Source organism: Nocardia xishanensis NBRC 101358 (genome assembly GCF_001613365.1).
In the GTDB taxonomy this organism is placed as follows: Bacteria; Actinomycetota; Actinomycetes; order Mycobacteriales; family Mycobacteriaceae; genus Nocardia; species Nocardia xishanensis.
On the sequence record NZ_BDCF01000029.1, the window covers coordinates 48,028 to 73,542 of the forward strand.

At 65.9% G+C, this 25,515-nt stretch carries 8 protein-coding genes (1 of these 8 only partly in view); all 8 read right to left on the bottom strand.

Going from position 1 to position 25,515, the window contains the following annotated elements:
* A protein-coding gene (locus tag NX1_RS21855; protein WP_068062628.1) for a C2 family cysteine protease crosses the window boundary here: on the bottom strand, nucleotides 1-16,298 show its 5' portion. Its footprint begins 12,481 nt before the window's first position; 16,298 of the gene's 28,779 nt are visible here — the first part of the coding sequence; the start codon lies at nucleotides 16,296-16,298; its stop codon lies off the left edge, out of view.
* 3 nt (nucleotides 16,299-16,301) lie between these two features.
* Nucleotides 16,302-17,492, bottom strand: coding sequence for a hypothetical protein (locus tag NX1_RS21860; RefSeq protein WP_068062631.1), 1,191 nt, complete (start codon nucleotides 17,490-17,492; stop codon nucleotides 16,302-16,304).
* Nucleotides 17,493-17,705: 213 nt separating this feature from the next.
* A complete protein-coding gene (locus NX1_RS21865) occupies nucleotides 17,706-19,106 on the bottom strand; it encodes a sensor histidine kinase (protein WP_068062634.1) in 1,401 nt (466 codons plus the stop codon).
* Between the two features lie 12 nt (nucleotides 19,107-19,118).
* Nucleotides 19,119-19,778 carry a response regulator transcription factor gene (locus NX1_RS21870; protein ID WP_068062719.1) on the bottom strand — a complete coding sequence of 220 codons (660 nt, stop codon included), beginning with the start codon at nucleotides 19,776-19,778 and terminating at the stop codon, nucleotides 19,119-19,121.
* Between the two features lie 119 nt (nucleotides 19,779-19,897).
* Nucleotides 19,898-20,158, bottom strand: a complete 261-nt coding sequence (locus NX1_RS36460) for a hypothetical protein (protein WP_157119935.1) — start codon at nucleotides 20,156-20,158, stop codon at nucleotides 19,898-19,900.
* A gap of 431 nt (nucleotides 20,159-20,589) precedes the next feature.
* The gene (locus NX1_RS21875; protein ID WP_068062637.1) at nucleotides 20,590-22,185 is read right to left on the bottom strand and encodes an MFS transporter; all 1,596 of its coding nucleotides are present in this window, start codon (nucleotides 22,183-22,185) and stop codon (nucleotides 20,590-20,592) included.
* A 48-nt stretch (nucleotides 22,186-22,233) separates the two neighbouring features.
* Nucleotides 22,234-23,667, bottom strand: a complete 1,434-nt coding sequence (locus NX1_RS21880; protein ID WP_068062723.1) for an aspartate ammonia-lyase — start codon at nucleotides 23,665-23,667, stop codon at nucleotides 22,234-22,236.
* Between the two features lie 37 nt (nucleotides 23,668-23,704).
* Entirely contained in the window at nucleotides 23,705-25,513 is a 1,809-nt protein-coding gene (locus tag NX1_RS21885) for a serine/threonine-protein kinase (RefSeq protein WP_068062639.1), read from the bottom strand.
* Between the last annotated feature and the right edge of the window lie 2 nt (nucleotides 25,514-25,515).

The window sequence follows — 25,515 nt, forward strand, 5'->3', positions numbered from 1 at the left end:
AGGGTCCGCTCGTCGCGGTACTGGTCGTGCAGCCGGGCGCCGAACATCCGGATGATGGCTCCCGCGACGGTGCGACTGCCGTGATCCTCGGGATCGAGCCGATAAGACGACTCGGCGAGAAGATTCGTTTGCGCAACTGTCAGCACATGTTCCATAGGCGGCAGGATCGCCGTGGTCGACCGGTGCGTGAATTCGGGAACGGTTGCCTGGTAGTCGTTCCCCCCATGATGGAGCAAAGTGATCGTGGGAGTGTCCGCTGTCGGCTGTTGCGGGAAGAACCACTGCTCACGGACACCCTCCCCTGCCTGCTCGGAGACCACTCGCACGGACGCACCTGAAACATAGGCAAGCAACTGTGGCGCGATGTCCTCCATCAGCTCGTCCCAGCTACCTGGAGTCCGCCAGTAGGCAGCGGCGCTCTCGGCGTCGGGGTCTCGAGACGTGTCAACGAGCTGTCGCGCCAACAGATCACGCAGCCACATGAAAGCATCCGCGCTCTGTCCCACCGAGTCACTCAGCAGTCGACCACCCGCCTGCACAGCCGCACGGAAGAACCCGTCTCCGTCGACAGGCACATCGACAACGCGCAATCCCATTCCGCGCGCGTGGTTCGCCAGCGCTTCGGAACCCCGCGCCGGGACCGCGGCCCGCATCGACCGGTCCCACCCGATCAACACGGTAACCTCCGGCCACTCGGAATCGCCATCGATGGTCGGGCTTCCATCCGGATGGATGACTCGCAAACGTATTTTGGTTTCCTGCGCCAACTTCGCCGAGCCCCATTGAGCCGGATCGCGCCCGTGCAGTCCACTCAGCGTGGCCCGAACCGCTTCGGGCACCTCTGGATTCGCGGCAGCGCTCCGCCGAACCGACTCGAGCTGGGCGGTGTTCCCGCTATACGGCTCCGACGCGACCAGCCCGAACTGGTCCAGCACCTGCCGCTGCGGTCCGGTCGTTTCCTCGGGCCACGGTGTAGGCAGCAGCGATGCCGCGATGAAGGTGTCGAATCCCTCCTCCGCGAGATATCCGGAGAAGGTGACGCTGTCCATCACCGTCCCCCACCCGGGTGTTCGGGGGTCGAACACGACGAACTCGACGCGTCCGTCGTTCCGCCTGCCGCCTATCGCACCGATCACGCTGTGGCCCTTGCTGATCCAGTACCGGAGACGTTCCGGAGCGGACACCACACCTCTCCAGAAGCTCCCCGGCGACCGATGCACGGCAAGGATCGAGAATCTCCACCGCGAGAGGTAGTCGATCGCGAACCCCACCTGATCCTCGTCCGCCTCCCACTGGGCGTACATCAACCGGATCAGTGCGGCCTGAGATTCATCGCCCTGCTCGAAAAAGCCTGGAACAAAAGGGCGGCGACGACGATCGGTCAGCCAGGTCAGCGTGAGCGCGTTGTCGGATGTGGCGATGGGGGCGCCGTCCTCCGGCACCTCGGGCGCGACCGCCAACGAATCGGGCCCGTTGAAAAGGGACGCCTGCGCATACGGCCGTCGCACCGACCATCTAACCGGCACCAGCGACAGAGGTCCCCCCGACACAGACGCCACGACGGTCCTCTCGCCAGCCTCCTCTGGCACCTCCTCGGGTGGCATGGTGCCGGGCAGGAGACCACCCCGACCGGCGTCGTAGGCAGGCGGCAGGCTGGATGACGGATGAGCCGACAGATAGTTTCCGGTGGGCAGCGCCACCAGCACGACATCGCCGTCGTGGTAGTTCAAGGCGTACCCGGTCTCGAATTGCCGGACACTGCCCGCGGCGTGGTCGTCGACCACTCCGCTCCGGCGCACCACCCGGACGCGGATTCCGGCCTGTGCCAATTGCCGGATTCGCGAGTAAGGCACGACCAATCCCGCGCCATCCACCGAGTCGGCCAACTGCAAGCCCGCATCCGACACAACGGTGTGCTGACCGGGGAACAGCCGTGACTGCGCCACCAGGACGCGGTCCACCTCGGTTGCCTCGAGGTACGCCACGAACTGCTCACGGGTCATCGCCAGAGGACTGCCGGGGGTGGTCGAGTCCGCGCCATGACGACGGTCGAATACGTGGAAGGTCCTGCCGTGGTTACTGAGGGTCGCGGTGGCGGCATGGTCGCCGCCGGCGATCCACAGCTGCCGGAGACCCTCGAAACTTCCCACCTCGAGCTCGGCCAGGAACTCTTGCCGGGACCGGAACACGGCCACCTCTCGATAGCCCGCACGGCCGAGGAAGCCGCGCGCGACCGCCGTCCGCTCGTCGAAACCGCGGGAGGCCGCATGGTGGTCGACCATCAAACCGATCAATCCGAATTGCCGGTCTCCCAGAGCGTCGAAGGGCCCGACGAAATTCCGCCGGTTGGTGAGCGAAGCCAACGCCCAGGCGTCGCTGGACCGGGCCAGAATCTCCGATCCCGCCGGTGCCTGCGCCGCGACTGTCAGTCCGAATTCGCCATCGCGGTACAGGTACAGCTCGTCGGCCCGCTGCCGCGGCTGGACCAACCACACCTTTCGCCGTGTGCCGTCGAACGTGGCGACCTCTATCAACCGGTCGTCATGGGCACTGTCTTCGGGTACCTCCGTCCCATAGGCCAAGGGCGGCCGGTCGTCGCTGACGCGCTGCGTGTGCAGAAGCTCGGACCGCGCCGATTCGACGTAGATTGTCTCGGCGGACCCGAAGCCACCGGACTCGACCGAATATCGGTAAGCCTCGCCGTCGGCGTACTCCCTGATCAGGCCGCTGCGCTCGAGGACGATGATTATGGATCGTCCGTCCGTCGTCCTTTCCCGCAGAGCTGCGTCGTCGAACGGGATGGCGGGCGCGTCGGCCACGTCGCGCACCCGGAAATCGGAGTCCTCCAGGAAATCACGCTGTTCTTCGGTGAGCAGAACATGCATCGGGTCGAGCGGTGCCACGACCATACTGTCGAAACCACGACCCGCGAGGTGCTGGATGAATTCCGCCGAGGACATCTCCATCGGAGCGCGGAACTCATCCGCATCCGGAACGGAGAAGCCTAGGTCCATGACGGAGAACCGAAGCTCGTTCCCGCTCCAGTACGCGATCGCCGCGATCGCGTCGCCACCACCCGCGATCCACAGCCGCCGGTCGGCCCTGATCCGCTCGGCCAGAAACTCTGTCGAGAGTTCGTGAGGCAAGGGGACCACCGCGAGATCCTGGTAACCCTGCCGACCCAGAACGCCCACGGCGAACGGCGCCCAGCGTTCGAACCGATCGGCCGCCACCTGCCTGTCGGGTGTCAGCTCGGCCGCATGCTGCTCGAGCATCAACTCGATCAGGTCATCCCAGGCCTCGTCGCTCATATCGACGAAGTCCAGGACTGCCGACTCGTCGCCGATCAGCCAGGACAACGACTGCGCCGGACCTGATCGAGCCAGGACCTCGATGTCCTGTGGCATCTCGGGGCCGATGGTCAACCGGCCATCAGCGCCACGGTAGAGATACACCTCACCGGTCTGCGCGGGGATCGGCAGTACCCGGACGCCGTATTCCGGGGGCGGAGCGAACTCCGCCGGATCGGGTACATAGCGCTGGAGGTCGGTCGGAGGAGCGGCCTGCCCCGCGGCTTGGCCCGCTGCCTGCCCCGCGGCCTGGCTCGCTGCCTGCCCCGCGGGCACGTAGCGTCCGCCTCCGGCCTCGACGATCATGACCACCCGCCGCGAGTTCGACGGATCGCTATCACCGTGCTCGGACACCGTGCCCTGGCGGGTGAGCACACGAATGGTCGCGCCGAGCGTCGAAGCGAGCCGATCCAGCGCTCCCGCATCCCGCCGCGCAGCCCGTGACCGTGCCCAATATTCGGCGAACTCGTGCTGCCGCATCGGAGGCAACCAGCGGTGCGCGCCGTCGTCGGTATAGAAGAACGGCTGACTCAGCGCGCGAGCGAGAGCACTGCGCATGCTTTCGGGCCGCGCTTGCGGCGCGATATCCCAGTTCGAGCCCTGCAACCGATCCCGCTGGGCGTCGTTCAACTCGAGACCGGGCCGACGCTGTAGCAGACGCCGGACCCGATCGCGCACGTTCCCGATCGTCGGCTCGGTGTCGAGCCCGCCGTTCGCCGATGCGGGGATCCGGCCGGTGGACTGGCTCTGGCCACCCCCGCGGAACGACAGCGCGGAACCATCGTCGGCGACCGCGTGTACAGCGGTACCCGAACCCGTCGGCAACGAACGGCTGAGCCGCACACCGTCCTCGTCCACCGCGACGTGATAGTGCCCCGCGCCGTCACCGGTCGCCCGCAACAACGTGTACACCGGCAGCCCGGGCCCATGGTGCAGAGATCTCGTCACGCCACCCGGATAGACAACATCCAGATTGAATTCGAAATCCCGCACCACATATGGCAGGAAGAACTCGGCCGCGGCATCCCCGAACTCCCCATCCAGCAGCAGATCCTCCAACTGCCTCCGGAACTCGTCCCGCCGCACCTCCTCCGGCTCGCCTGCCTTGAAATCATCGAAGAATTCATCCCATTCGCGGGCCGACCGCTGATACAACGCCTCCACGACCGCCGCTCGCAGATCCATGTGCGCGTCGTCGCCATCCATACGCAGCACCTCCGCCAGCGCATGGAACAAGCAGTTGCCGTCACCCGGCATCGACTTCCACACCCCGCCTTCGGGCGCGGAAACCCCCTCGACCACCGAACTCAACGTGTGGTAGCGCGGTCGAGCGCGGGTGACCGGATCGAATTCCAGCAGATGCACCGCCGGCGCGGCCGTGCCCGCCTGGGCGGCTGCGAGCCGGGCGGCGAGTTCTTGTTCGGCCAGCTCGAGCAACGTATCCACCGCGTACCGCTCGCGCGGTGATGCGGAGTCGGGGGCCGATACCCGCAATTCCGCCTCCAAATATGCCCGGTTGAGCGCATTTCGGACGACGGACGGAATCTCGTCCGAATCGCGCAACCGAGGGAAATCCAGAACAAGGCGACGCTGGAATTCCGACGACAGATCCGAGAAGTGCAGCCTGCTCCACCACTGGCGGCCGTGCTCGTTCCACCAGGTTGCCAGCTGCTGGGCTTGGTCAGGAAGCAGTGGCGCGGTATCGGCATCCCTGACCTCGGCAGGGAAGCCTGGGGGCACGATGCGGTCGTTGTCATCGACCGGATCCGGGTGCGCCCACAGATCCAATCTGTGCGACGGACGTACCCGCCCGGCCTCGAGCGACTCACGCCATCTGCGGAGGTCGCGCTCCTGTCCCTCCAGCCGACGATGTTCCGCAGGCAACCACGGCTGCACCTGATCGGCATCCGCGCTGTTGTCTCGCTTGCTCAAGGCTATACGCTGCGCGTACAGCCACCACCGCCGTCTTTGGACTTCGGCGCGCTGCCGTTCCAGTTCACCGACCCGTTCGCGGACCGGGCCGTTGAGCCCCGAGTGCGTGGGGTCGAATTCCCTGCGTTTGAAATAGCTCGCGGTCCGAAGGCCGCGGCGGCGGAGCAGATCGAGGGCATAGTCGTTCATCTGCGGGGTCGGTCGGTAATGCCCACTGTGGTCGGTCATCGTCTTGAGCCGGCCATCGATTACCACGAGATAGCCAGCCGCGGTGACCGTCCGCCCTCCCAGGAAGGAGGAATGGAAGGTCACTGCCGTTGTCGTGCCCGAATACAGATTGCCGAACTCGTCCATGACGAACTTCGCTCCACCCGGAGCATGGAACGGGGCACCGTCGCGCGCTTGATACAACCTGCCACCGGGACCTATGAACAGCCGATGCTGTTCACGTTCCTCGGGAGTCATGTAATGAGTCGGTCTGGCGAATACGAAGGGACTGATCTCGAGGCTGCTTCGGTCGATAACGGTCGATTCATCCACGTTGAACCGGGCCAGAAGTTCACGAACGGTCAATTCAGCCAGTCCGAGATTGCTCAGGGCATCGATCACGTTCGATTCGGACACGCCGAACGACTTCAGGAGACCACTCACATCGGATGCGTCGAAGCCGAGCGTGGTCAGGGCGACGATCACATTCGATTCGGCCAAGCCGAGTCTCGTCAAAAAGTCGATGACATTCGACCCAGCCACGTCGAGTGTTGTCAGCGCACGCATCGGCCGGGTCTCGCCGGTGTAATTTCTGCCGAGCACGGCACCGTCGAGCAGCGGTACTTGCCGGGATGCCAGCACACGATCGAGCGGGGGCGGAATCTGCTCTGACGGTACCGCTCCCGGTACCGATGCCGCTGCGGGCTCGATCCGGCGCACCCCGGCCCAGAGCGAACCGTCGGCGTTCAATCCGATCTCGTAGTGACCGTTCGACAGCCGCAGATGCAGGGTCGGGCGATGGGGGTCGTCCGTCCACTGAGGGGTCGGCGCGCCCTGTTCGTGCAGAACGAGGTTCGCACCGAATCGATCACCCGCCATGGTCAGCAATTCCTGCTTCGAGAGGCCGCCCGCGGACTCGGAACGCGAGTCGAACTCCGTCCCGACGTCCCGCAGATTCGCTATCGCCCAGCGCAATCTGTAGTCGATCTGCCGCAGGGACAAGTCGACCACCTGCCGGAACGCGTCGTCGAATTTCTGACGGAGTCCTTGTTCCCACACTCGTGAATGCGGGATCCTCGCCGGATCGGTCGCGAATATCGCGTTGTAGGTCTGCCGACGGGCATGCTCTTTCGCATGGGAGACCATCAGATGTTCGGGTATGAACTTCTCCCGGTAGTACCGGAGATTGCCTTCGAGTTGATTGGCGAGTTCGTTTCGCAGGGTGAGCGGGTGGCCGAGGTTGAGGGTCAGCGCGAGTGCGGTGCACAACGGGTCCGTGCTGCTGGGCACCACGAACCAATCCGGTGGCATGGGGCGGGGATCCGATGGGAACTGGACCGATTCCGCGGAGGTCCGCGGCCCCGCACTCGCCGGCACGTCACCGGCGCTCTGCGACGCCGGCTGTTGTGGCTCCATGCCGATCTGCACTTCGCTCTCGTCGGTGAGCCAGCGCAGCTGCTTGAACACCGCGACCATCTTCGGGTCCAGCACAGCGAGATAGTCCGGCCCCGTCAGCGGACCGATGCCGAATACTCTGTTCAGATAGTTCGCGATGGTGCCGTGGCTGGTCTCTTCCGCGGGCTTATACGTCCGCATCGCCATCGGGCCGCTGACGTAGGCCGCACTGCGAGCCAATGCCGGAACTTGGCCACGCGTCGTCGCTATGTCGCGAAGTTGGCGGATGACATCCGGAGTCGCCTGCACCCCTTGGTCACGCAGGACTTCCAGCATCGTGCGATATTTGCCTTCGAGCGGTGTGAGCCCTCCTTGGTTGGTCTCGTAGTAGGCCAGTAACCGCAGCAGAGCGTCGAGCTTCGCACGGTCCGCCAGGATCGCGGTCCAGTCTTCCTCGTGGTACTGGTGGAGCAGTTTCTCCGGAATCGCGGTGACCAGATCCGCCAAATACCGTGATCTCGGTGATGCCACGATGAATTGGTTACCGAACCAGCCATGGTCGTACAGGCTGTCGACAACTCGCCGCACCCGTTCCGGCAGTGGAAACGCTTGCAATTGACCGTCATTCACCGCGCGCTGGTCTCGGAGCAGCGGCCCGAACATCGGTATGTCGTCCTCGTGCATGTACATCGGCTCGAGAGCGGCGAGGTCGACCGCACCCGGTGCGAGGTCGACGTCGGCGTAGAGCCCACCCCGGTCGTACAGCACCGCGTAACGCGCGATGTCCGAGCTCAGGTTGAAGGCGCCTGTCCGGAGGCTCAATTCGAACGCGGCGGCAATCTCTTTGCCGAACACAGAGCCGATGAAGTCCTGGAGATGGTTTGCGACATGGAGCGTGTCACCGAGAACGTTCGCGAGCTCCGGGTCGGCCAGCAGCTGTGTTCGCACCTGGTCGTAGCCGCTTTGCGTCCACAGCGTCAATTGCCAGTCCGAGCCGGCGGCGGATTTCACCCATTCCTTGACGTTCGCCAGCGCGGTCGCGCTCAGTTCACCGCCGAACCATGCGAAGTTCAGCTCCCTGGGCACTTCGTGTACCGAATTCTCGGTGGAAGCACCCGAATACTGTGTCAGCTGCGCCAACTCGCTGTGCAGCCACCGTCGGCCATTTTGCTGGAGCTTCCCGATCAGCAGTCGGGCGGGTGCGAGGGCTCCGCTCGCGACAAGGTGTCCGAGTTCTGCCCGCAGTTCCCCGAGTCGCACCGTGCGGCCGTGCACGGTTCCGGCGACGAGGTCGAGGAATTGGCGGTAGGTGGCACCGATATCCAAGGTGGAGAACGCTATCCCGTGTGCTTCGAGATCGTCGAGCATATCGAGAAGTAGCAGCCGGTGATCCTTGATCACGGCCCGGCTGTCGCCGTGGAATGTGGCTAGCAGGGCGTCCACGTGCCCGACGTTCACAGCCGTGGAATTGTCGATGATCTGCCGATCACGCAGCAGGTCGGTCAGCCGCTCGATGGTGGTCAGCATTCGAGCTTCCGAAGCCGCGTCTGCGCGGACCGGACCGACCAGATCGTCCCGGAGCTGTCGCAGCGCCCGCGACCAAGGCTCCGGGATCACGACGGCGTCGGAATTCCAATCCGGTGGCAGCGAGTGGACCAGTGGTTCCTCGCCCCCGGCCTGCGAAGCACGCGGCCGACGCCGCATGCTGACGCCGAACCAGCCGGGCCGACCAGTGGAAGGTGCTGGTGACTTGGATCGGCCTGTATTCGCGATCCACCGCTGGAACCGATCCACCCCGTCACCGAAAATCCGTCTCCGCGACTCGCCGGCATCGCCGCCACGCGACGGCTGTGACCGCGCGGCCCCTGCGGGCACCGTCGACTGCTGGTTTTCGCCCTGGGCATCGGCATTCACCCCGGTCGGCTCCGACGTATCGACCCTGATATTCAAGGGAGACAGCAACTCGCCTGCCTCGACCGCCGCCTGCGCGGTCGGCAGCAACGCAGGCGCGGCGATCGAATCGGCGGATCCGGGCGTTGCGGCCTCGGGCTCGAGAGGGTGCTGCGACTTATCGAGATTGCCCGGAAGTCCAGCCGACTCCCTACGCACCGCCCGGTGCACCGTGACGACGTAACAGCCACGAGTCAGCCCATAGTGCGTGCGCACGGCCTCCCAGGAATCGAAGGTCGCGAGTCCACCGGTCCTCGGGTCGTACACCGCCAACATGCCTGCGGGCGTCACGACAGCGGCGAGCACGTCGACGGGAGCCTTGCCTGCGACAGAAGGGTTCCCGAACAACAACGCGGTTCCCGGCGCGGGCTCGTCGATCGTCGAGCGCCCCTTCGAGATATCGATGCCGGGACCCAGCACTCGCCGCAGAAGGTCGGCCCGATCGCGATCGCTTCGGGCAGACCAGAACACCTGCCGATCGATCTGCTCCTGAAGGTACTCTTCGGACGCGCCGACCAGGGACGGCAACTGCTCGGGCAGACCGGTGTCCGGCGATATGCCGATGCTCTCCGGCGACGTCACCGACTCCACGAACTTCAACGCGAGCGCGGCGTTGAAACGTTCGTGCTGGGCGTGGCCCCCCGAACGACTCACAGATGGTGCCGTGGTGGCCAGGTATCCCTTGCCTGCCGAACGCAGCCTCAGATACGGATTGGACGCGATGTGCGGAGCGGCCGGCTGAAGTCTGAACTCGACACTCACCCGGCCGCCGTCGCTCACGGGAGCCGACAAGCCCGCCGGAACGGACGCGCGCCGCGAGTCGACGACGAGATGAGTCAGGTCGCTTCGCTCCAGAGCGAGGGCGGCCGTATGAAGCCCGTGGGCGTCCGCGACATCTCCGGTCGCCGGGTCGTAGGACGTCACCTCGTTCGTGCCGACCACCAGCGCGTGAACGTCTCCACTGGCAGTTCGGTATATCAACCGCACACCCGGTCGAATCACGGCATTCCAGTCCGACGGCATCGAGATCGCCGTGAACGGCTGTTCGTCCGGCATCCCCATCAGCCGAGCCAGTGAACGCATCCGGTCGCCGACCGACCTCGACCCGTAGTGTTGGACCATCTCTTTCCACTCGGCCGTGTCGACCGAATCGCCGGCTCGCCCGAAAAGCAGCCAGCGGGCGGCGAATTCGATGTTCAGGAGAGTTCGGTTCGGTGCGGTGCGGGTGCCGAGGGCCGGGTCCTCCGTAAGTGACCGAGCATCTGCAGTGCTGGTCGAGTCGATCCGGGGCGATGCCTGCACCGGATCGGTCGGGATTGCGAAACCGTTTGTTGCCGCCGCGGCGCGGCTACCCGAAGGCGGGCGTTGTTGGTCGGCCGCGCCGTTCGTCAGCCCAGGTTCGCGGTGTACCGGGCCGGTGTCATTCGCCGCGGCGACACGTGTTTCACCGTCGAATGGGGACTGCGATTCCAGACTGCGGTTCGTGAACAGCGCCTGGGTCACCCCTTCATGCTCGAAGAGGTGGGTGACATCGTCGAGGGTGCCGGACGACCATTCGGCCGGCGCTCCGCTGCCTGCGAGGTCCCACACACCACGTTCGGGGAACCACAGGAAGCGAGCCTTCTCCTCGTCTCCGAGCACCATCATGGTGGCTTGGATCGAATGACTCTTGTCCAGAGCCCGTCTGGTCAATTCTGTCGGGTTCTCCCCGAGGTGCCGCAAGATGCGCTCGTCATCCCAACGCGGGTACTCCTGCGGTGTCGCCGGTGTCGCGGCCGCCTCGTTCGACGAATCGGCGTCGGTGTGCTCGATGGATTCCGAGCTTGCAGACGCTCGGGGAGCCGGTATCGGCGGCGGCGAGTCATGTTGCGGCGTACTGCCGGTGAGCGGGGGCGCGTTCGCCGAGTAGACGCCCGGTTTCCGCGAACTCAGGATGTGTTGTTCGACCGCTGCCTTCTGTTGTGGAGTGGCGATCTTCCGCAGCTCGTCTTCGGCCGCCTTCAGCTCGTTCTCGGCCGCACGCAGCGCACTATCCGCCTTGTCGACCCGCGACTCGTTTTCCCTCGTCTGTTCGCTTTCGTGTGCTTTCGATGCCGCTTCGTGCTCGTTCGTGGCGTTTCTGTACTCGGCCGTGGCCTTCTCATACCTCGTGACGATCACCTTGACGGCCGCGTGCGGTGCTCTACTGCGGAAGTCCTCGGGTGAGATGTAGTGCCTGGCCTCACCCGGCGTGCCACCGTCCTCCCATCCTTTGGTCGGATCGCCGCTGCGTGCGGTGCGGTTCTCGACCTGGTGGTTCACTCGTTCCGAATAGGCCGGGCCGCCGCTGATCTTGACCTGGAGTCCGCCGCTCTCGATGGCGTCCCTGACCGGGGTGATGTCGGTTCCGCGGCCGAGGAGCTTATTGCCGATCAGGATCTTTCCCAATCCACCGGCGGCATCGGTCAGTTCGGTGAGGCTCTGGTACGCGGCGTCCTTGTTGTTGAATCCGTCGACCCACGCGACGTCGATCACGTCATAGGCGACCTCGAGGCCGCGCGAGTCCGCCGCAGCTCTCAGTGCCTGGGCCAGGCGTGCGGCATCGGCGTTGTCCATGGCGACGACGAGCTGCGGGCGGCCCTCCTGCACCAATTTCCCGTCGCGCTCCACGAATGACGTGTCGAGAATATCCTCGGCCATGGCCCGGAATTTTTCGTCCTTGTCGCCGAAGTATCTGGCTTCACCCAGCTCCAACTGCGATTTGAAGAACCTTTCCACCCTGGCTATCGGACCGGTTCCATGCTCCTCGTGCAGGACGCGCTCGACACCGCGAGGGTTGCCTTCCGAGCTCGTGAGCAGGGTGCCCGACGTACCGGTGAGACGGTCGAAATAGCTGAAGAGCTGGCGGCCGGTGACGCTGATCGAATGTTTCGAATCGGAGGTGACTTCCAAGCCCTCCTTCAATTCCAGATATTTGGCGAAACCCGCCCATCTGCTGGAACTCTGCTTCTCCGGGTCGTCCATCAACTGATCGTTGGTCGAGGACGAGATGATCTTGATCTTTCCGGGCGTCCCATCGCCTTGCTCACTGACGTGATAGTCGGAATTACGCTCCGGACCCCACCATGCCTGCGCGGCGTGGGCGTACTCCACCTCATCCCCGTCCGTGAGTTCCCTGCCCAGACGAGCTTCCAGCTTCGCCTTGCCCTCAGGGCTCAGCCGAGAGTCGAATATTCCCCGGTGCTCCGGATCCTTGCCGAAGTGCTCAGGCAGCAGAACCTGCTCGTCCACGGCTTCCCGGAAGGTCCTCCAGGTATTCTCGGCCTGCCTCTTGTACTCGTCGAATCCGCTGTCTTCGGAACCGGTATCCTTCGGAGCGACGGGCGTCAGGACGTATTGGGACTGCACATCGATCAATTGATCATCCATCTCATCGATGATCACTTCACCGCGTTTGAACGGCTCGAAACGAGTATCGGATCCGAATTCTTCCGCAGCACCGTCCAGCCGCTGCTTGTATACGTGCAACGTCTCCGCTTCGTCCAGAGCCGTTTTGAGCAATGCCGCGCGATCATCCGACATGCCATTCGCTTTCAGCTTGTCGATCATCGACTGCGCTTCTTTGACCACCCGGAAGCCGTAGTCCTGCGCGGTGCCGATGACGATGAGTTTCTTACCGTCCTTCGGCGGCTCGAATGGCGCGTCGGAATCCAGGCGGCGAACCTCGATATCGAGGCCGTGTTCCTCCCCGGCGACAAGTTTCAGAAACTCCTGCTGCATGTGGAGGACCAACGGATCACTGCTGGTCATCACGTGGACGATGCCGTTCTGCATGGCGCTACGCGTCGCCCGCGCGATGACGGTCAGCTCTTTGCCTTCACCGGTGTCCATCTCGACCGGGCCCCGGTCCAGCAGCATCTCCGCCGTGAGCTGCGTCCACCGCAACACCTTGCCACCGGGACCACCAGCCTCGCCGCCGGTACCCCGGCGGATCAGTTCCATGAGGGCCACACGGGAATCGGTTTCCGAGCCGTTCTTGATCAGATCCGCCAGGCCCGCTCCGCTGAGCTTTGCCAACGGACCCTGCCAGTCCGGTCCCGCCAGGTTTTCGTAGTGCTCCCTCAGCGCCTCGGCCGCCGCCTTTGTCGCCTGATACCGCTGGCGCGCTACCTCTTCGAAAGCTTCGCCCTCGTAGGCCTTCCGCGCTTCGCCACCAACTTTTCCGGCGTCGGCAATGAGCTTGTCGACATTGTCTCGGGCCGGCTTGGCGTCCTGCACCGCCTTCTCGTAGGCGGCCATGGTCTCGCTGTCGTCCGCCACGGCAGGCTTGCCTGCGTGTGGAGTCCGTTCGGCAGCCGGTGGCCAGTCGCCCTGTTCCTCCGACGTGTACTTACGGCCGTGCTGGTCGTAGTGATCGAGGCTCGGGTAGTGCTCGCCGAGAGCGGCCTTCACCCGGGCCGGGGCCGGCTTGTAGGAGCCCGCCCAGTCGAAGACCGCGGTCATCTTCCCGTTCTCGAATTTGGCCTTGAACGCCACGTACACGCCTGCGTTGTGGAACGCCTCGTGCGGCAGATCGCTGATGTACCAATTGCCGTCGTGGTCGCCGACCACGGTCCGCATGACCGGGGCTTCGCTCTCGGCCCAGCGCTCGAGCAGCGGCCCGCGGCGCGGTACGCCGATCATCGGGGTACCGCGCTCGGGCACCACATCCTGACCGGACTTGGACTTAGGCGGGGTCGACTTCGCCTTCGACGAGTCGTCGGAACCGGCCTTCGACTTGCTCGACTTCGACTTCGACGAGTCGTCGGAATCGGCCTTCGACTTGCTCGACACCGAGGACGAATCGTCGGAATCGTTCGACTTCCGCACGGTGACAGCGCGGTCTTTCGTCCACTGACCGTCGTTCGACACCACGAAGCGGTGCTCGGCACGTTCCTTCTCGGTCAGCCGGTACATACCGCGCGACAGCGGCTCGTCGTAGCCGCGCACCGATTTGCCGCCGTCGCCGCCGTCCTGATCACCGGACGACGGCTTCTGCCCGAATCCGGGACGTAGCGGCAGATCGTTGCCCTCGGGCTGCCGGAAGACCTCACGGCCTTCGTGCGGCGACTTGCCGCTCTTGAACAACTCGATCGTCTGCTGGAAGCCGAGTATCTGTCGCAGGAAGGACTTGCCGCCCGGCCACACCGGTCCGAGCAGACTGGCATCGACCCGGCGCCACCGCACATTGGGCTGAGGGGCCACCCCTGCTTCAGGATTCGTACTGCTCGACTTTCCGGACCGCGACGCGCTCGTAGTCGAACTGTCGCCGCCGTCATGGCGGGCGCTGCGCGATGCGCTGGACGAACCACCATCACCACCCCGGCCCGTACCACGCGATTCAGCAGACGAACTGTCGCCACCATCGCGGCTGGTACTGCGAGAGGTGGTGGACGAACTGTCATCACCATCGCGGCGGGCGCTACGCGACGTGCCGGACGAACCACCATCACCACCCCGGTGGCCAGCGGCATTGCCGCGCGGGGCGTTCGTATCGGACGTGTTGCGTGCCGCTTCCTTGACCGACGATGTCTTGTCACCGGTCGGCGAAGTCTTGACCGATGGTGTCTTATCGCCGCCGACAGACTGCGCGGCAACCGATTTGGGGCCCTGCGCGGGCGTCTGTGTATCCGGCGCGCCGCTCTTGGTGTGCTGCCCCGCGGATTGGACTCGAGGATCGGGCATCGCCGCCGAACGATTGCCGGATTGTGTTGCGGCGGAGTCGAACTGCTTCGTCTGCACGGCCGGGTCGCCGCCGCCGGGCAAAGCGCCCGAACGTGACGGAGCCGATCCGCTGGTCGTCGCGGACGACGACTGCGCGGTCTGTGGTGAGGCGGCCGGTGCGGGTTTGGCCGTTGCGGGATCTGCCTTGGGCTGCGGCGTCGCGGAGCTCACCGCATCCGGCTTGGGCGTTGCCCCCCCTTGGTTCCCGGCCGCGTTCTGCCCGGCGCCTTGGTTCCCGGTCACGCTCTGCGCGCCGCCGTTCTGCGCGGCAACCGGCGCAGGCACCTCTGACTGCGCATTCTGGTCGGTCGGCTGCCGGTGGTCCTGACCCGTGTGTGCGGTGGACGATTCGGGACGATCGGTGGCGAGATTCGACCGGGTATCGCCCCCCTCCGCGCGGTCTGCACCCGTAGCCGACGAATCCCGGTCTCCGGCGGATACCCGCGACGCACCATCGTCTTTCGGTGTCGACACGGAGCTGTCGTCGTTCGCCCCGGCACGCACGGACTCGTCGTGTGCTCCCGCCCGATTCCCGGAAGTCTCGGCGGACCCGTCGCTCGCACCCGACCGGCCATTCGCGGGCGATTCGTTGCCGTTGACCGGCGTACCGTCCCCCGGCCCGGTACTCGAGACCCCGTCGCTTTTCGGAAGTCCACCGGACTGCCCGTCGGTGGGCGGCGTCGCGGTCGTAAGCGGGTCGGACGAAGGCGATTTGGCGAGCGGCGGACCATCTCCCGCTCCCAGCACGGGCGTATGCGCCGGTGGCAGCTTCCCTACGTCCGGCTTGTCGATGTGCACGTCCGCGCCGGAATTGCGCCACCCGCGCGAGCCGCCGCTGAACGCACTACCGGCGACACCCGCGCCGAGCATGCGCGGATCCAGTTCGAACGGGCCGCCATTGATGATCTGGTTGGCGACACCGCCGCCGACCATACCGCCGACACCACCGGCGCCACCCTGCACAATGCCGGTGAGTACCTGCTGCCACCGCTTGTCGAATTCCGTACGGGTGATCTTGCCGCCGGCGTATTTGAAGAGGTCCGCGCCGATCTTGCCGAACAGCGAACCGAAGGCGCCACCCAGCGCACCGCCGAGCGCGTACTGACCGAGGGACTTGGTATCGAAACTGCTCTTGTGGCCCGCGGCCATCTGACCGAGCTGAACCAGGATGTTCAGGATCACCTGCTGCCCCATGGCATTGAGGGCGGCGATCACCATGTGCATCACGGTCTGCTTGAGCCACTGGAAGAACAGCTGATACCAGGCGATCAGCACCGCTTCCTGCACCGGCGCGGTGGCCGGGGACAACCATGCGAGCACGATCTCCCACAGCAGCTGCACGAGGCCGACGATGATCATGATCTTGTTTTCTTGAATCGCGCAACCGACCTTGTCGCACGATTCGGCGAGCTGGGTCATCGATTTCGCGATGGCCTGCATCGACGCGTTGTCCGATTCGTCTATGAGATTCTTCAGCGTCTGCACCATCGACGAATTCAGCTCTTCCGCCGACGGATACGCCGCGAGAACGTCCTTGATCGCGTCCTCGATGCTGGTCACCAGCGCCGACAATTCGCCCGCGGCGTCCGACCACGCGTCGGCGAGGGCGAACATGCCGTTCTCACTGCCCTCGGGCCATTCCCCACCGGCGACGAAACTCAGCCAGTGCAGTTCATCGGGCAGCTTGATATCGGACTGGGCGATCGCATCGGGAACCGACATCCGCTACCGCTCACCGGTGCGCCAGCCGGAGCGCTGCCACGGATCGCCCGTCTCCGAGGTGTCCACAGGTTCGTCCACCTGTGGCGAAACCCTGCGCCGTTCGCGCCGCTTCTCCTTGCCTTCGCCCGCGGCGCCTGCCTGGTTGCCGGGCGGCATTCCGCCGGGCATACCCGGCATCATCCCGGTGCCAGGCACGGCAGCGCGGGTCTGAGTGCCATTCTGCCCGTTCTTGTTCGCCAGCTTCTCGCCGTCGTACGCCCCGGGCAACCGTAGCGCCGGGCTACCGATGGTCCCGCCCGGACCGCCGCCCTTGCCCGCACCACCGCCCGACTTGTCCAGCGGCGCACCGGTTGTCGGATCGAGCGATGGCTTGTACGCGTTCGGCCCGAGCACGCCCGGCGCTCCCCCGGGAAATCCCGGATTCAGCGAAGCGCCCATTGGATTCAGCGGTGTGCCGGTTCCGCCGTACAGGATGTCGGAATCGCTTTGCCCCGGACCGGTACTCGAGGCATACGGCGAGTTAGGGCCCGGTGTGCCCGCGGCCGAGTAGTTCGCGGCCGGCGGACCGTCGAAATCACCGGCACCCGCGCCTCCTGGGCCAGGCCTCGGCCCAGGAGTAGATGCGCCGGGATCGCCGCCACTCGGCGCCTTGATATCCGGACCCCCACCGTTAGACCCGCCATACCCACCGGGCGGAGGCGGCGGAGTTCCCGACGGACCGTTGTTTCCGCCGTTCTCACCGTTCTTGCCATGGTTCGGGTCGGAACTGAGCGGCCCCGTGTACGGTCCCGGGTTTCCTTTGGCGTCGTCATCGATGTACTTCTTCAGCATCCACTCGGCGAAGAGATCCTCACCGCTGCCGAACGCTTTGCCCGCTTCCTCGAGCGTGCGGCCGTAATTCACCAGCAGCTGCCCATAGACGGGCACCGCACCCGACGCGTCAGGCCCGGTACTGCCATTGCCGACCACCGAATCCTTCGCCGCCAGATAGCCCTCGGAACCCTCGGCGAACTGCTTGCCCAGTTTGTCGTCGCCCCACGGCTGGCCGAGGCGCTGCAAGTTGTCGCTCAGTTTGGTGAGAATTTCGAACAGCCCGTTCGGAGCGGACGGCAGCTCGGACAGCTTCTTACCCTTGTCCATCAAGGCTTCTGGGTCGACGCGAACCGTGCGGCCGTTGTTCGGCTGCGGTGCCATCACGATTCCTTACTGTTTGTCCTGGGCGGCGCTGAACCCTGTGGGCCACGACTTGCCGTTGCGGCCCATTGGGGTTGACGAAGCGGTCGGGTTGACGAAGCGGTCGCGCGAGAGTGTTGAAGAGGGATCGCCCCCGCGCCACCCACTTATGGTCGTGCGAGCGCTCCCGAGGTCGCGTGCCGGAACGGGAGTGTTCACCGTCTCTTCAGCAGTTCACCCAAATGTAAGGTCGGCCGGATCGGCGACGGCGGGCAGACTCACCGTCACCACCAGCCCGTGCGGCTGCGCCGATTCGACGAACAGCATGCCGTTGTGCTGCGCCGCCAGGGTGGCGGCGATCGGCAGACCGAGTCCTGACCCGCCGGCCGCCACCTGCGCGCCACGAAAGAACCTCGTAGTGAGCAGGTCGATCTCATCCGGCGACACTCCGACCCCGGTGTCGGCGACCGACACCACCACCGACTCCGCTTCACGGTCGACGGTCACCGTGGTGCTCGCCCCCGCCCCGGCGTAGCGCGCCGAATTGCTCAGCGCCACATCGAGAATTTGGGCCAGCACACCTTTGGGAACGGTCGTTTCCGCGGCCGTGACCAGCGCCTCGAAGGTCAGGATGATATCCGCGCGGACGAAGGCATCGCGCCAGGCATCCACCCGGTCCACGGCCACCCCGACCGCATCGCAGCCGGTGGCAGGCGAGCCGACCTGCTTGTCTTCCTCGGCGGCGGCGACCGCGGAGGTAAGCAAACCGTCGAGCAGTTCGGTCAGCCGGTCCACTTCGCTCACCACACTCACGAAGGTGGTGGCGGCCACGTCGGCGGCGAGCATGGGCTGTAGCGCTTGCAGCCGAACCGCGAGCGCCGCAAGCGGATTGCGCAGCGAATGCGCGGTGTCGACCACATGCTGACGTTCCGCCGCGGCCAAGGCGGCCACCGCCCGCGTCACCGATTCGACACCGGCCGCCAACCGCAGGATCTCGGGCGGACCTTCGCTCATCGGCTGCGGCCGCCGGGGCGGGACGTGGAGCACGGGCAGGGTCGAGGTGAGCGCGTCCACCTCGCGCAACAGCCCGGACACCGGGCGCAGAATCCAGCCCGATACCAGCAGCGCCAGCCCGTAGAACACCAGCAGCGCCGTCGCGGTGACGCAGGCCAGCTGAGTCCACCGGACCGCGATCTCGGCACGGGTCACCGATGTCGAAACGGCGATCACCACAACGCCGCCCGCCTGCGGTGGCATCCCGATCGGCTGCGCGATCAGCATCGGCTCGGTGTTCCACGGATACAGCGGTCGCGGCATCTCGAGCCGGTGACGTTCGAGGGTCGCCCGGAGCACCCGCTCCTCGGCGGGATCCACCCCGAGAGCACACAGCACCGCGCCGTCGGCCGCGAGCACGAGGACGCCGTTGCCGGTGCTGTCGCGGTAGCTCTGCGCTCTGTCGCACAGGCTCGCCGGGACGGTCGCGGCCAGCGCCCCGAACTGGTTGGCATCCTGCATCCGGTCGATCACCAGGCCGCGGGTCCGGCTGGTCGCCAGTTGGTCGGCGATCCCGACGGCGAAACAGATCATGCAGAGCGCCGCCAACGCGGTGAACGCTGTTACCAGCCGGGCGCGCACGCGGCCGTCCCCTCAGTGCGACCAGCGATAGCCGAAGCCGTGAATCGTGGTGATCAGACCCGGCCGGTTCAGCTTTGCCCGCAGCGCGCCCATGTGAACATCGAGTGAACGGGACGTCGACGAGGTCTTCTCGCCCCAGACCTCGGCAATGATCTTGTCGCGCGGCACCGCGACACCCGCGTGCTCGGCCAACACCCGGGCGACCGCGAATTCCTTCTGCGTCAGCGAAATCGCCGCACCGGCCACCTCGACGGAGCGCGCCGCCAGGTCGACCATGACGTCGCCGGTGACCACGACCGACAACTTCGGTTCGGTGGCTCGCCGACGCCGCACGACCGCTTCCAGCCGCGCGGCCAGCTCGCCTACCCGCGGCGGTTTGACAATGTAGTCGTCGGCGCCTGCCCGCAGACAGGACACGACGGCAACCTCGTCGCCTTCGGCCGTGAGGACGACAACGGGAACGTCGCTGACCTTGCGTAGCTGGCGCAGCACGAGGTAGCCGTTGACATCGGGCAAGCCGAGATCGAGGATGACCGCGTCGTAGACGGTGTGCGACGTCAGCAGGTCCAGCCCGTGGGAAAGATGGTCGATCGCGTGGAAACCATGCGCCCGCAGTCCATCGATGACGGCCTCCGCCATCCCGGCATCGTCCTCGACCAACACCACACGCAGCACCCCGGCCCTTTCCCTCATCCCACGGTCCCTCAACCCAGGGTTCAATCCGACCGGTAGGTGAGATTACCGCAGCCGCAGGGCAACTCGGCCGTTACGTCGTGTCCGTCACGATTACGTCATGCCGTGGCTTGCGGCGCGGAAGGCCGCGAGCCGCTTGCCGGTAGTGGCGCGACGGCCACTGGCGGGTACCCCAGTCGCGGCGCGGGCGGCAGGCTGGGGAACCGCTTGCGCAAGCAGCTCAGCTGCCGGAGGACCTCACGGAGTTCCTCGTGCAGCGCACCGATTTCCTCGTGCAGCCGCTCGGCTTCTTCCACCAGCGTCACACGGAACAGCCGACCTTGCTCGAGCTGTGCCCGCTCGGCTCGGAATCGTGCCAACGCCTCCTCCGCCGACGTACGGGACGAGGCCCGTCGTGCCGCGCCCGCACGGCCATCGGCGCGCTGCGCTGGAATTCTGGGTTCGGCATTCCGCATGGCAGATCCTGGCCTTTCGGTAAGTCTCCGAAACTATTATGGACACCATTCCAAATTCGTCAATCCTACCGGATGGAATTTGCAATGAATTAGGTTCCGCGTAGCGTTTTCGAAGGATCTTTATAATCTCTTGAGGTCTTGTCAGAATCTTGACATTCCTCATAAATCTCGCATCTAGCTGCACCGACGCTTACGTTCGCGATACGGGCGACCTTTGCCATAAACATTACTCAACGCAGCGGTCACCCTCGATCGACGCATGTCGGCAAAGGAGGCTGTTTCCCCGGTTGCGGTGTCCTATTACTGTTGCGGTGTCCTATTACTACTGAGCCGCCCTACTGATTTTGCGGTGCGGCGTTCGCTTTCCGGGCAAGCGCGCTGGCGACGAGCATGACGACGACGACAGCGGCCACGACGGCGATCGTGGCGAGCAGTCCGTCGCGATAGCCGCCGACGAACGCGTTGCGGACGGCGACCGCGAGCGGCACACCGAGCCGATCGCCGGCGAGGGCGACCGCCCGCACCCCGTCGCCGACCGGATCGCGACCGATGCCCGCGCCGCCGACGGCCAGCACATCGGCGGGGACAACGAAGCGCGCCCGATAGCCATGATCGACGAGTCCACCGACGATAGCGGCCCCGAGCAGGCCACTGAGCTGCACCAACGTCAGCTGCGCTCCCCACAGGATGCCGGTGCGCGATGCCGGGTGCACCGCGCTCACCACCTCGAGCGCGATGCCCAGCACGAGGGCACAGCCCAAGCCCGTCACCGTCACCATGGCGACGAGCGGGGCGAGGTCACCCGGCGCACCGGCGGTCAGGCCGATGGCGAGCCCATCCATGATCATGGTCGCACCGATGATCACCGCTGCGACAACGCAACCCGCGCGCTGCAGTGCCGCACCCACCTTCGCACCGATCGCGGTGGCGAGGCATGCCGGCAGAAACAGAGCGATACCCGTGACCACCGGAACTCGGCCCCCGAGCACCTGGAGGTACTGGATGACCAGGAACACCATGCCGAACATCGCCAGAATGGACACCCCGAGCGCGAGCATCACCAGCCGCACTCGCGGCTCGGCGCTCACCAGCCAGTCGGACGGCAACGAACCACCGCGCCGAATGATCGCCGCCACGACCGCGAGGACCGCCCCGGCGCCCAGCGCGATCGCGAAACCGGGAGACGTCCAGCCCCACTTGGGCGCCTGGTACAGCGCGAGCGCGAGCAACCCACCGGACAGCGTCGTGGTGACGACCGCGGGCCAATCGACCGGACTCGCCGGATCGGCCGGGACGGACGGAACGATCGCGAGTACCCCGATCAGCACTACCAGGTCTGCCGCCGCTACGCCCGCCATCACGTACGGCCACCACACCTGGTTGAGCACCACCGCGGTGATCAGCAGCGTCGCAAGCACACCCGCCGCGGAGCAGGCTGCCCACGCTGTGACAGCCCGTGCCCTGCGACTTGCTTCGCCGTAGAGGAGCACAGTCATTGCCAACGTCGCGGGCAGGACAGCCGCTGCGCCCGCGCCCATCACCGTACGCGCGACGAGCAGGGCGATCGGGGCCTCCGGAAAAGTCACATGAATCGCGGCGCCGGCGAGATACATCAGGTATCCGCCGACGATGACTCGCTTGGCTCCGAGCCGGTCGGCGAGGGCGCCGCCGACCAGCAGCAGCGCGACATACGCCACCGCGTGCGCCGTCGGAAGCCACAGCGACACAGCCATATCGGGCCGGTGCCCCAGCTGCCGTAAGAGCGTCTGTACCGCGATGCTCTGCATCGCGGTGTCCTCGCTGATCATGAACGCGGCGGCGCACAGCGTCAGCAGAACAAGACCACGACGCCTGCGACCGAGGCGCATCGGCTCGGCGCGCGCGCTCGCCTTCTCGGCAGCGTGCCTTGGCGGGTCCATCTCGAGTGTCATCACGTGCCCTTTGTCCAACTCCGGACATCACATGTCCGACCCTGGACATCAAATTACCCGGTCCGGCGTACCGCGGTCGGGGACCGGCGGCAAACCCGCCAGCCGCCGGATCGAGAGCAACTCGTCGACCTGTTCCCGGCTCAACACGCCTTCGGCGACCACGATATCGGCGATCGATTCGCCAGTGGCAAGGGCCAATTCGGCCACCCGTGCACACGCCTTGTAGCCCAAGCTCGGCGACAGCGCGGTGACCACACCGATCGAGTTGCGCACGCCATCGGCGAGATGCCCGCGATTGGCGGTGATGCCCGCGACGCAGTCGGTGGCCAAGGTATCGATAGCGGCGCTGAGGTGGGTCAGTGACTGGAGCATGCTGAAGGCGATGACCGGTTCGAACGCGTTGAGCTGGAGTTGCCCGGCCTCGGCCGCCATGGTGACCGTCAGGTCGTTGCCGATCACCTCGAACGCCACCTGGTTGACCAGTTCGGGGATCACCGGGTTCACCTTTCCCGGCATGATCGACGAACCGGCCTGGACGGCAGGCAGATTGATCTCGCGCAGGCCTGCCATGGGACCGGAGGAGACGAGCCGCAGATCATTGCAGATCTTGGACAGCTTCACCGCGACCCGCTTGAGAATGCCCGATACCTGCACGAAGCTGCCGCAGTCCTGGGTCGCCTCGATCGGATCGAGCGCTGGTACGACCGGCTCGCCGGACAGCTCGGCCAGATAACGGCAGGCCAGCTCCGGATAGTCGGGGTGTCCGTTGATCCCGGTGCCGATGGCGGTGCCTCCGAGATGGCATTCCAGCAAGAGCAGCGCGCCTTCGGCGAGCCGGGCGCGGTCCTCGCGCACCATGGTGGCGTAGGCGCCGAACTCCTGGCCGGGGGTCATCGGCACCGCGTCCTGCAGCTGGGTTCGACCCATCTTGATCACGTCGGCGAATTCGGTTGCCTTGCGGTCGAACTGCACGGCCAGACCACCGAGCGCCGCGCTCAGGATCCGGATATGGGTCACCAGGCACAGCTTGATCGCGGTCGGGTAGACATCGTTGGTGGATTGGCCGAGATTCACGTGCGCCAGCGGATCGAGCTCGGTGTAGTTCCCGCGTTCGAAGCCGAGGATCTCCAGCGCCCGGTTGGCGATCACCTCGTTGGCGTTCATATTCGACGAGGTGCCCGCCCCGCCTTGGAGCATGTCGATCGGGAATTGGGACAGCAATCGCCCGCTCCGCAGTTCGGTGCAGGCGGCCACGATGGCGTCGGCTCGGCGCTCGTCGAGCAGGCCGAGATCGCGATTGGCCTGGCACGCGGCCTGTTTCACCGTGGCCAGCGCGGCGATCAGCGCGGGATAGGTGCTCATCGCCTGTCCGGTGACCCGGAAGTTCGCCATAGCCCGTGCCGTATGGACGCCGTAGTACGCCGCGGCGGGCACGCTGAGCTCGCCGAGCGAGTCCTTCTCGATGCGCGTTTCGGCAGACATCGAATACCTCCAGTTGTTGTCGCGATTCATCGGTCGTTCACCACCGGGTGCGGACGCGCACGGCATTGGCCCGATCCACCAGGGCGAACCGGGCCAGCCGGTCCGGCGTCGCGAAGGCGAGCTCGCGCAGGGCCGCTTCGAGGCCGCAGCGCAGGCCGCGCTCGGTGTAGGGGTGGCCGAAGATCGAGTCCTCGCATGAGCCGGGCTCGCCGCCCGCGCACAACCAGTCGAGCGCGCTCTGTAGCACCGCGACCCTCAGCTCCAGGACGTGCGGTCCGGCGGGCAACGCCGCGAGCCCGGCCGCCGCCTCGTCCAGCAGTCTCTGGGTGATGTCGGCGAGCTGCAGCAAGGCGACCAGCTGCGCGAAGAACCGGGGCGCGAGGTCGTTGTGCGGCACCGCTTTTCGCAACTGCCGCACGACACTGATCGCCGCGCCCGTGTCCCCGTCGCGCAGCTGCTGCCTGGCCAGCCCGAAGGCCGCGGCGACCACCGTGTGGTCGGCTTGCCACACGGTGCGGTAGTGGCCGGTGGCAAGCCGGTACCAGTACTGCCGTTGCCGCTGGTCGGCCGCGTCGGCGGCGCGTAGTTCCGCCGTCGCCGCGAGCGCGAGCAGTGGGGCGAGTTCACCCGGCACCATGGCGCCCACATGGTCGAACCGCTCATACGCCTGCGCGAGTCGTCCGGTCGTCAGCGCCGTTATCCCGTCATACCAGTCGATCCGCCACCCGGAATCGTCCGAATCGATCAGCGGGATCGGCAGTGCGGCGGCGAGTTCGGCCGCGTCGAACCCGTCGTTGGTGCAGAAGTCGCTGCGAACAGACCCGAAGACCGTCGAGATGTGCGGATCGGAGCCACCGCCGTCGCGGGAACGCACCATCCGCAGCACACCGCGGAGCTGATCGGACAGCGCCGCCACCGAGGGGAATCGGCGGGCGGGATCCTCGGCAGTCGCGCGGTAGAGCAATTTCGCGAAAGCGGGGTACCGGCGCAGCACCGGCGCGTCCTCCGGTAGCGAGCCGACGCACCGGCCGGGCAGGGTGAGCGCCGCCAGAGTCCGCCCGACGGTGTAGATATCGGATGCCACTGTCGGCCCGGTCGAGGTCACTTCCGGCGCCTGATACCCGGGTGTTCCATACAGGCTCCCGCCCGACTGCAGCGCGGAAACCGCGCCCAGATCGATTAGCCGCACCTCGTCCTGACCGACCATGATGTTGGCAGGCTTGAGGTCGTTGTAGGCGAGTCTGTGCGTGTGGATGTAGTCGAGCGCGGGCAGGATCTCCAGCACGTAGGAGATCGCATCGGCGACCGGAAGCGGTTCGGGCGCACGCTGTTCCAGCACCACATCCAGGGACCTGCCGACGACGTACTCCATGACGATGTAACCGCTGGTGGTGCCGTCGCCGCTGCGATGGGTGACGAAGTTGTAGATCTCGACGATGCCCGGATGCGCGAGCTCGGACAGGAACTGCCGTTCCACCAGCGCCGTAAGGTGGGCGTCGATGTCCTGCGGATTCTGCAGCCCCTTCAGCACCACCCAGCGTCCGCCCACGTGGCGGTCCCTGGCCAGGAACACCCAGCCGACCCCGCCGTAGGCCAGGCAACCGGTGATCTCGTACTGGTCGGCGACCACCTCACCTTCGCGCAGGGCGGCGCGGAAGTTGAACGGTGCGCCGCACTGCCCGCAGGCGCCCCGCAGCGGACCGGGCCCGTGCTGATCGCCGCGCCCGACCGGGCGATGGCACTTCCAGCAGAAACGCTTGTCCTCCGGCACTTCTCGAATCTTCAGCACCGGCACGTCCGGTTCGTTCTGCGGCACCGTTGCCCCACCCTGCACGTCGTTCGGCATGA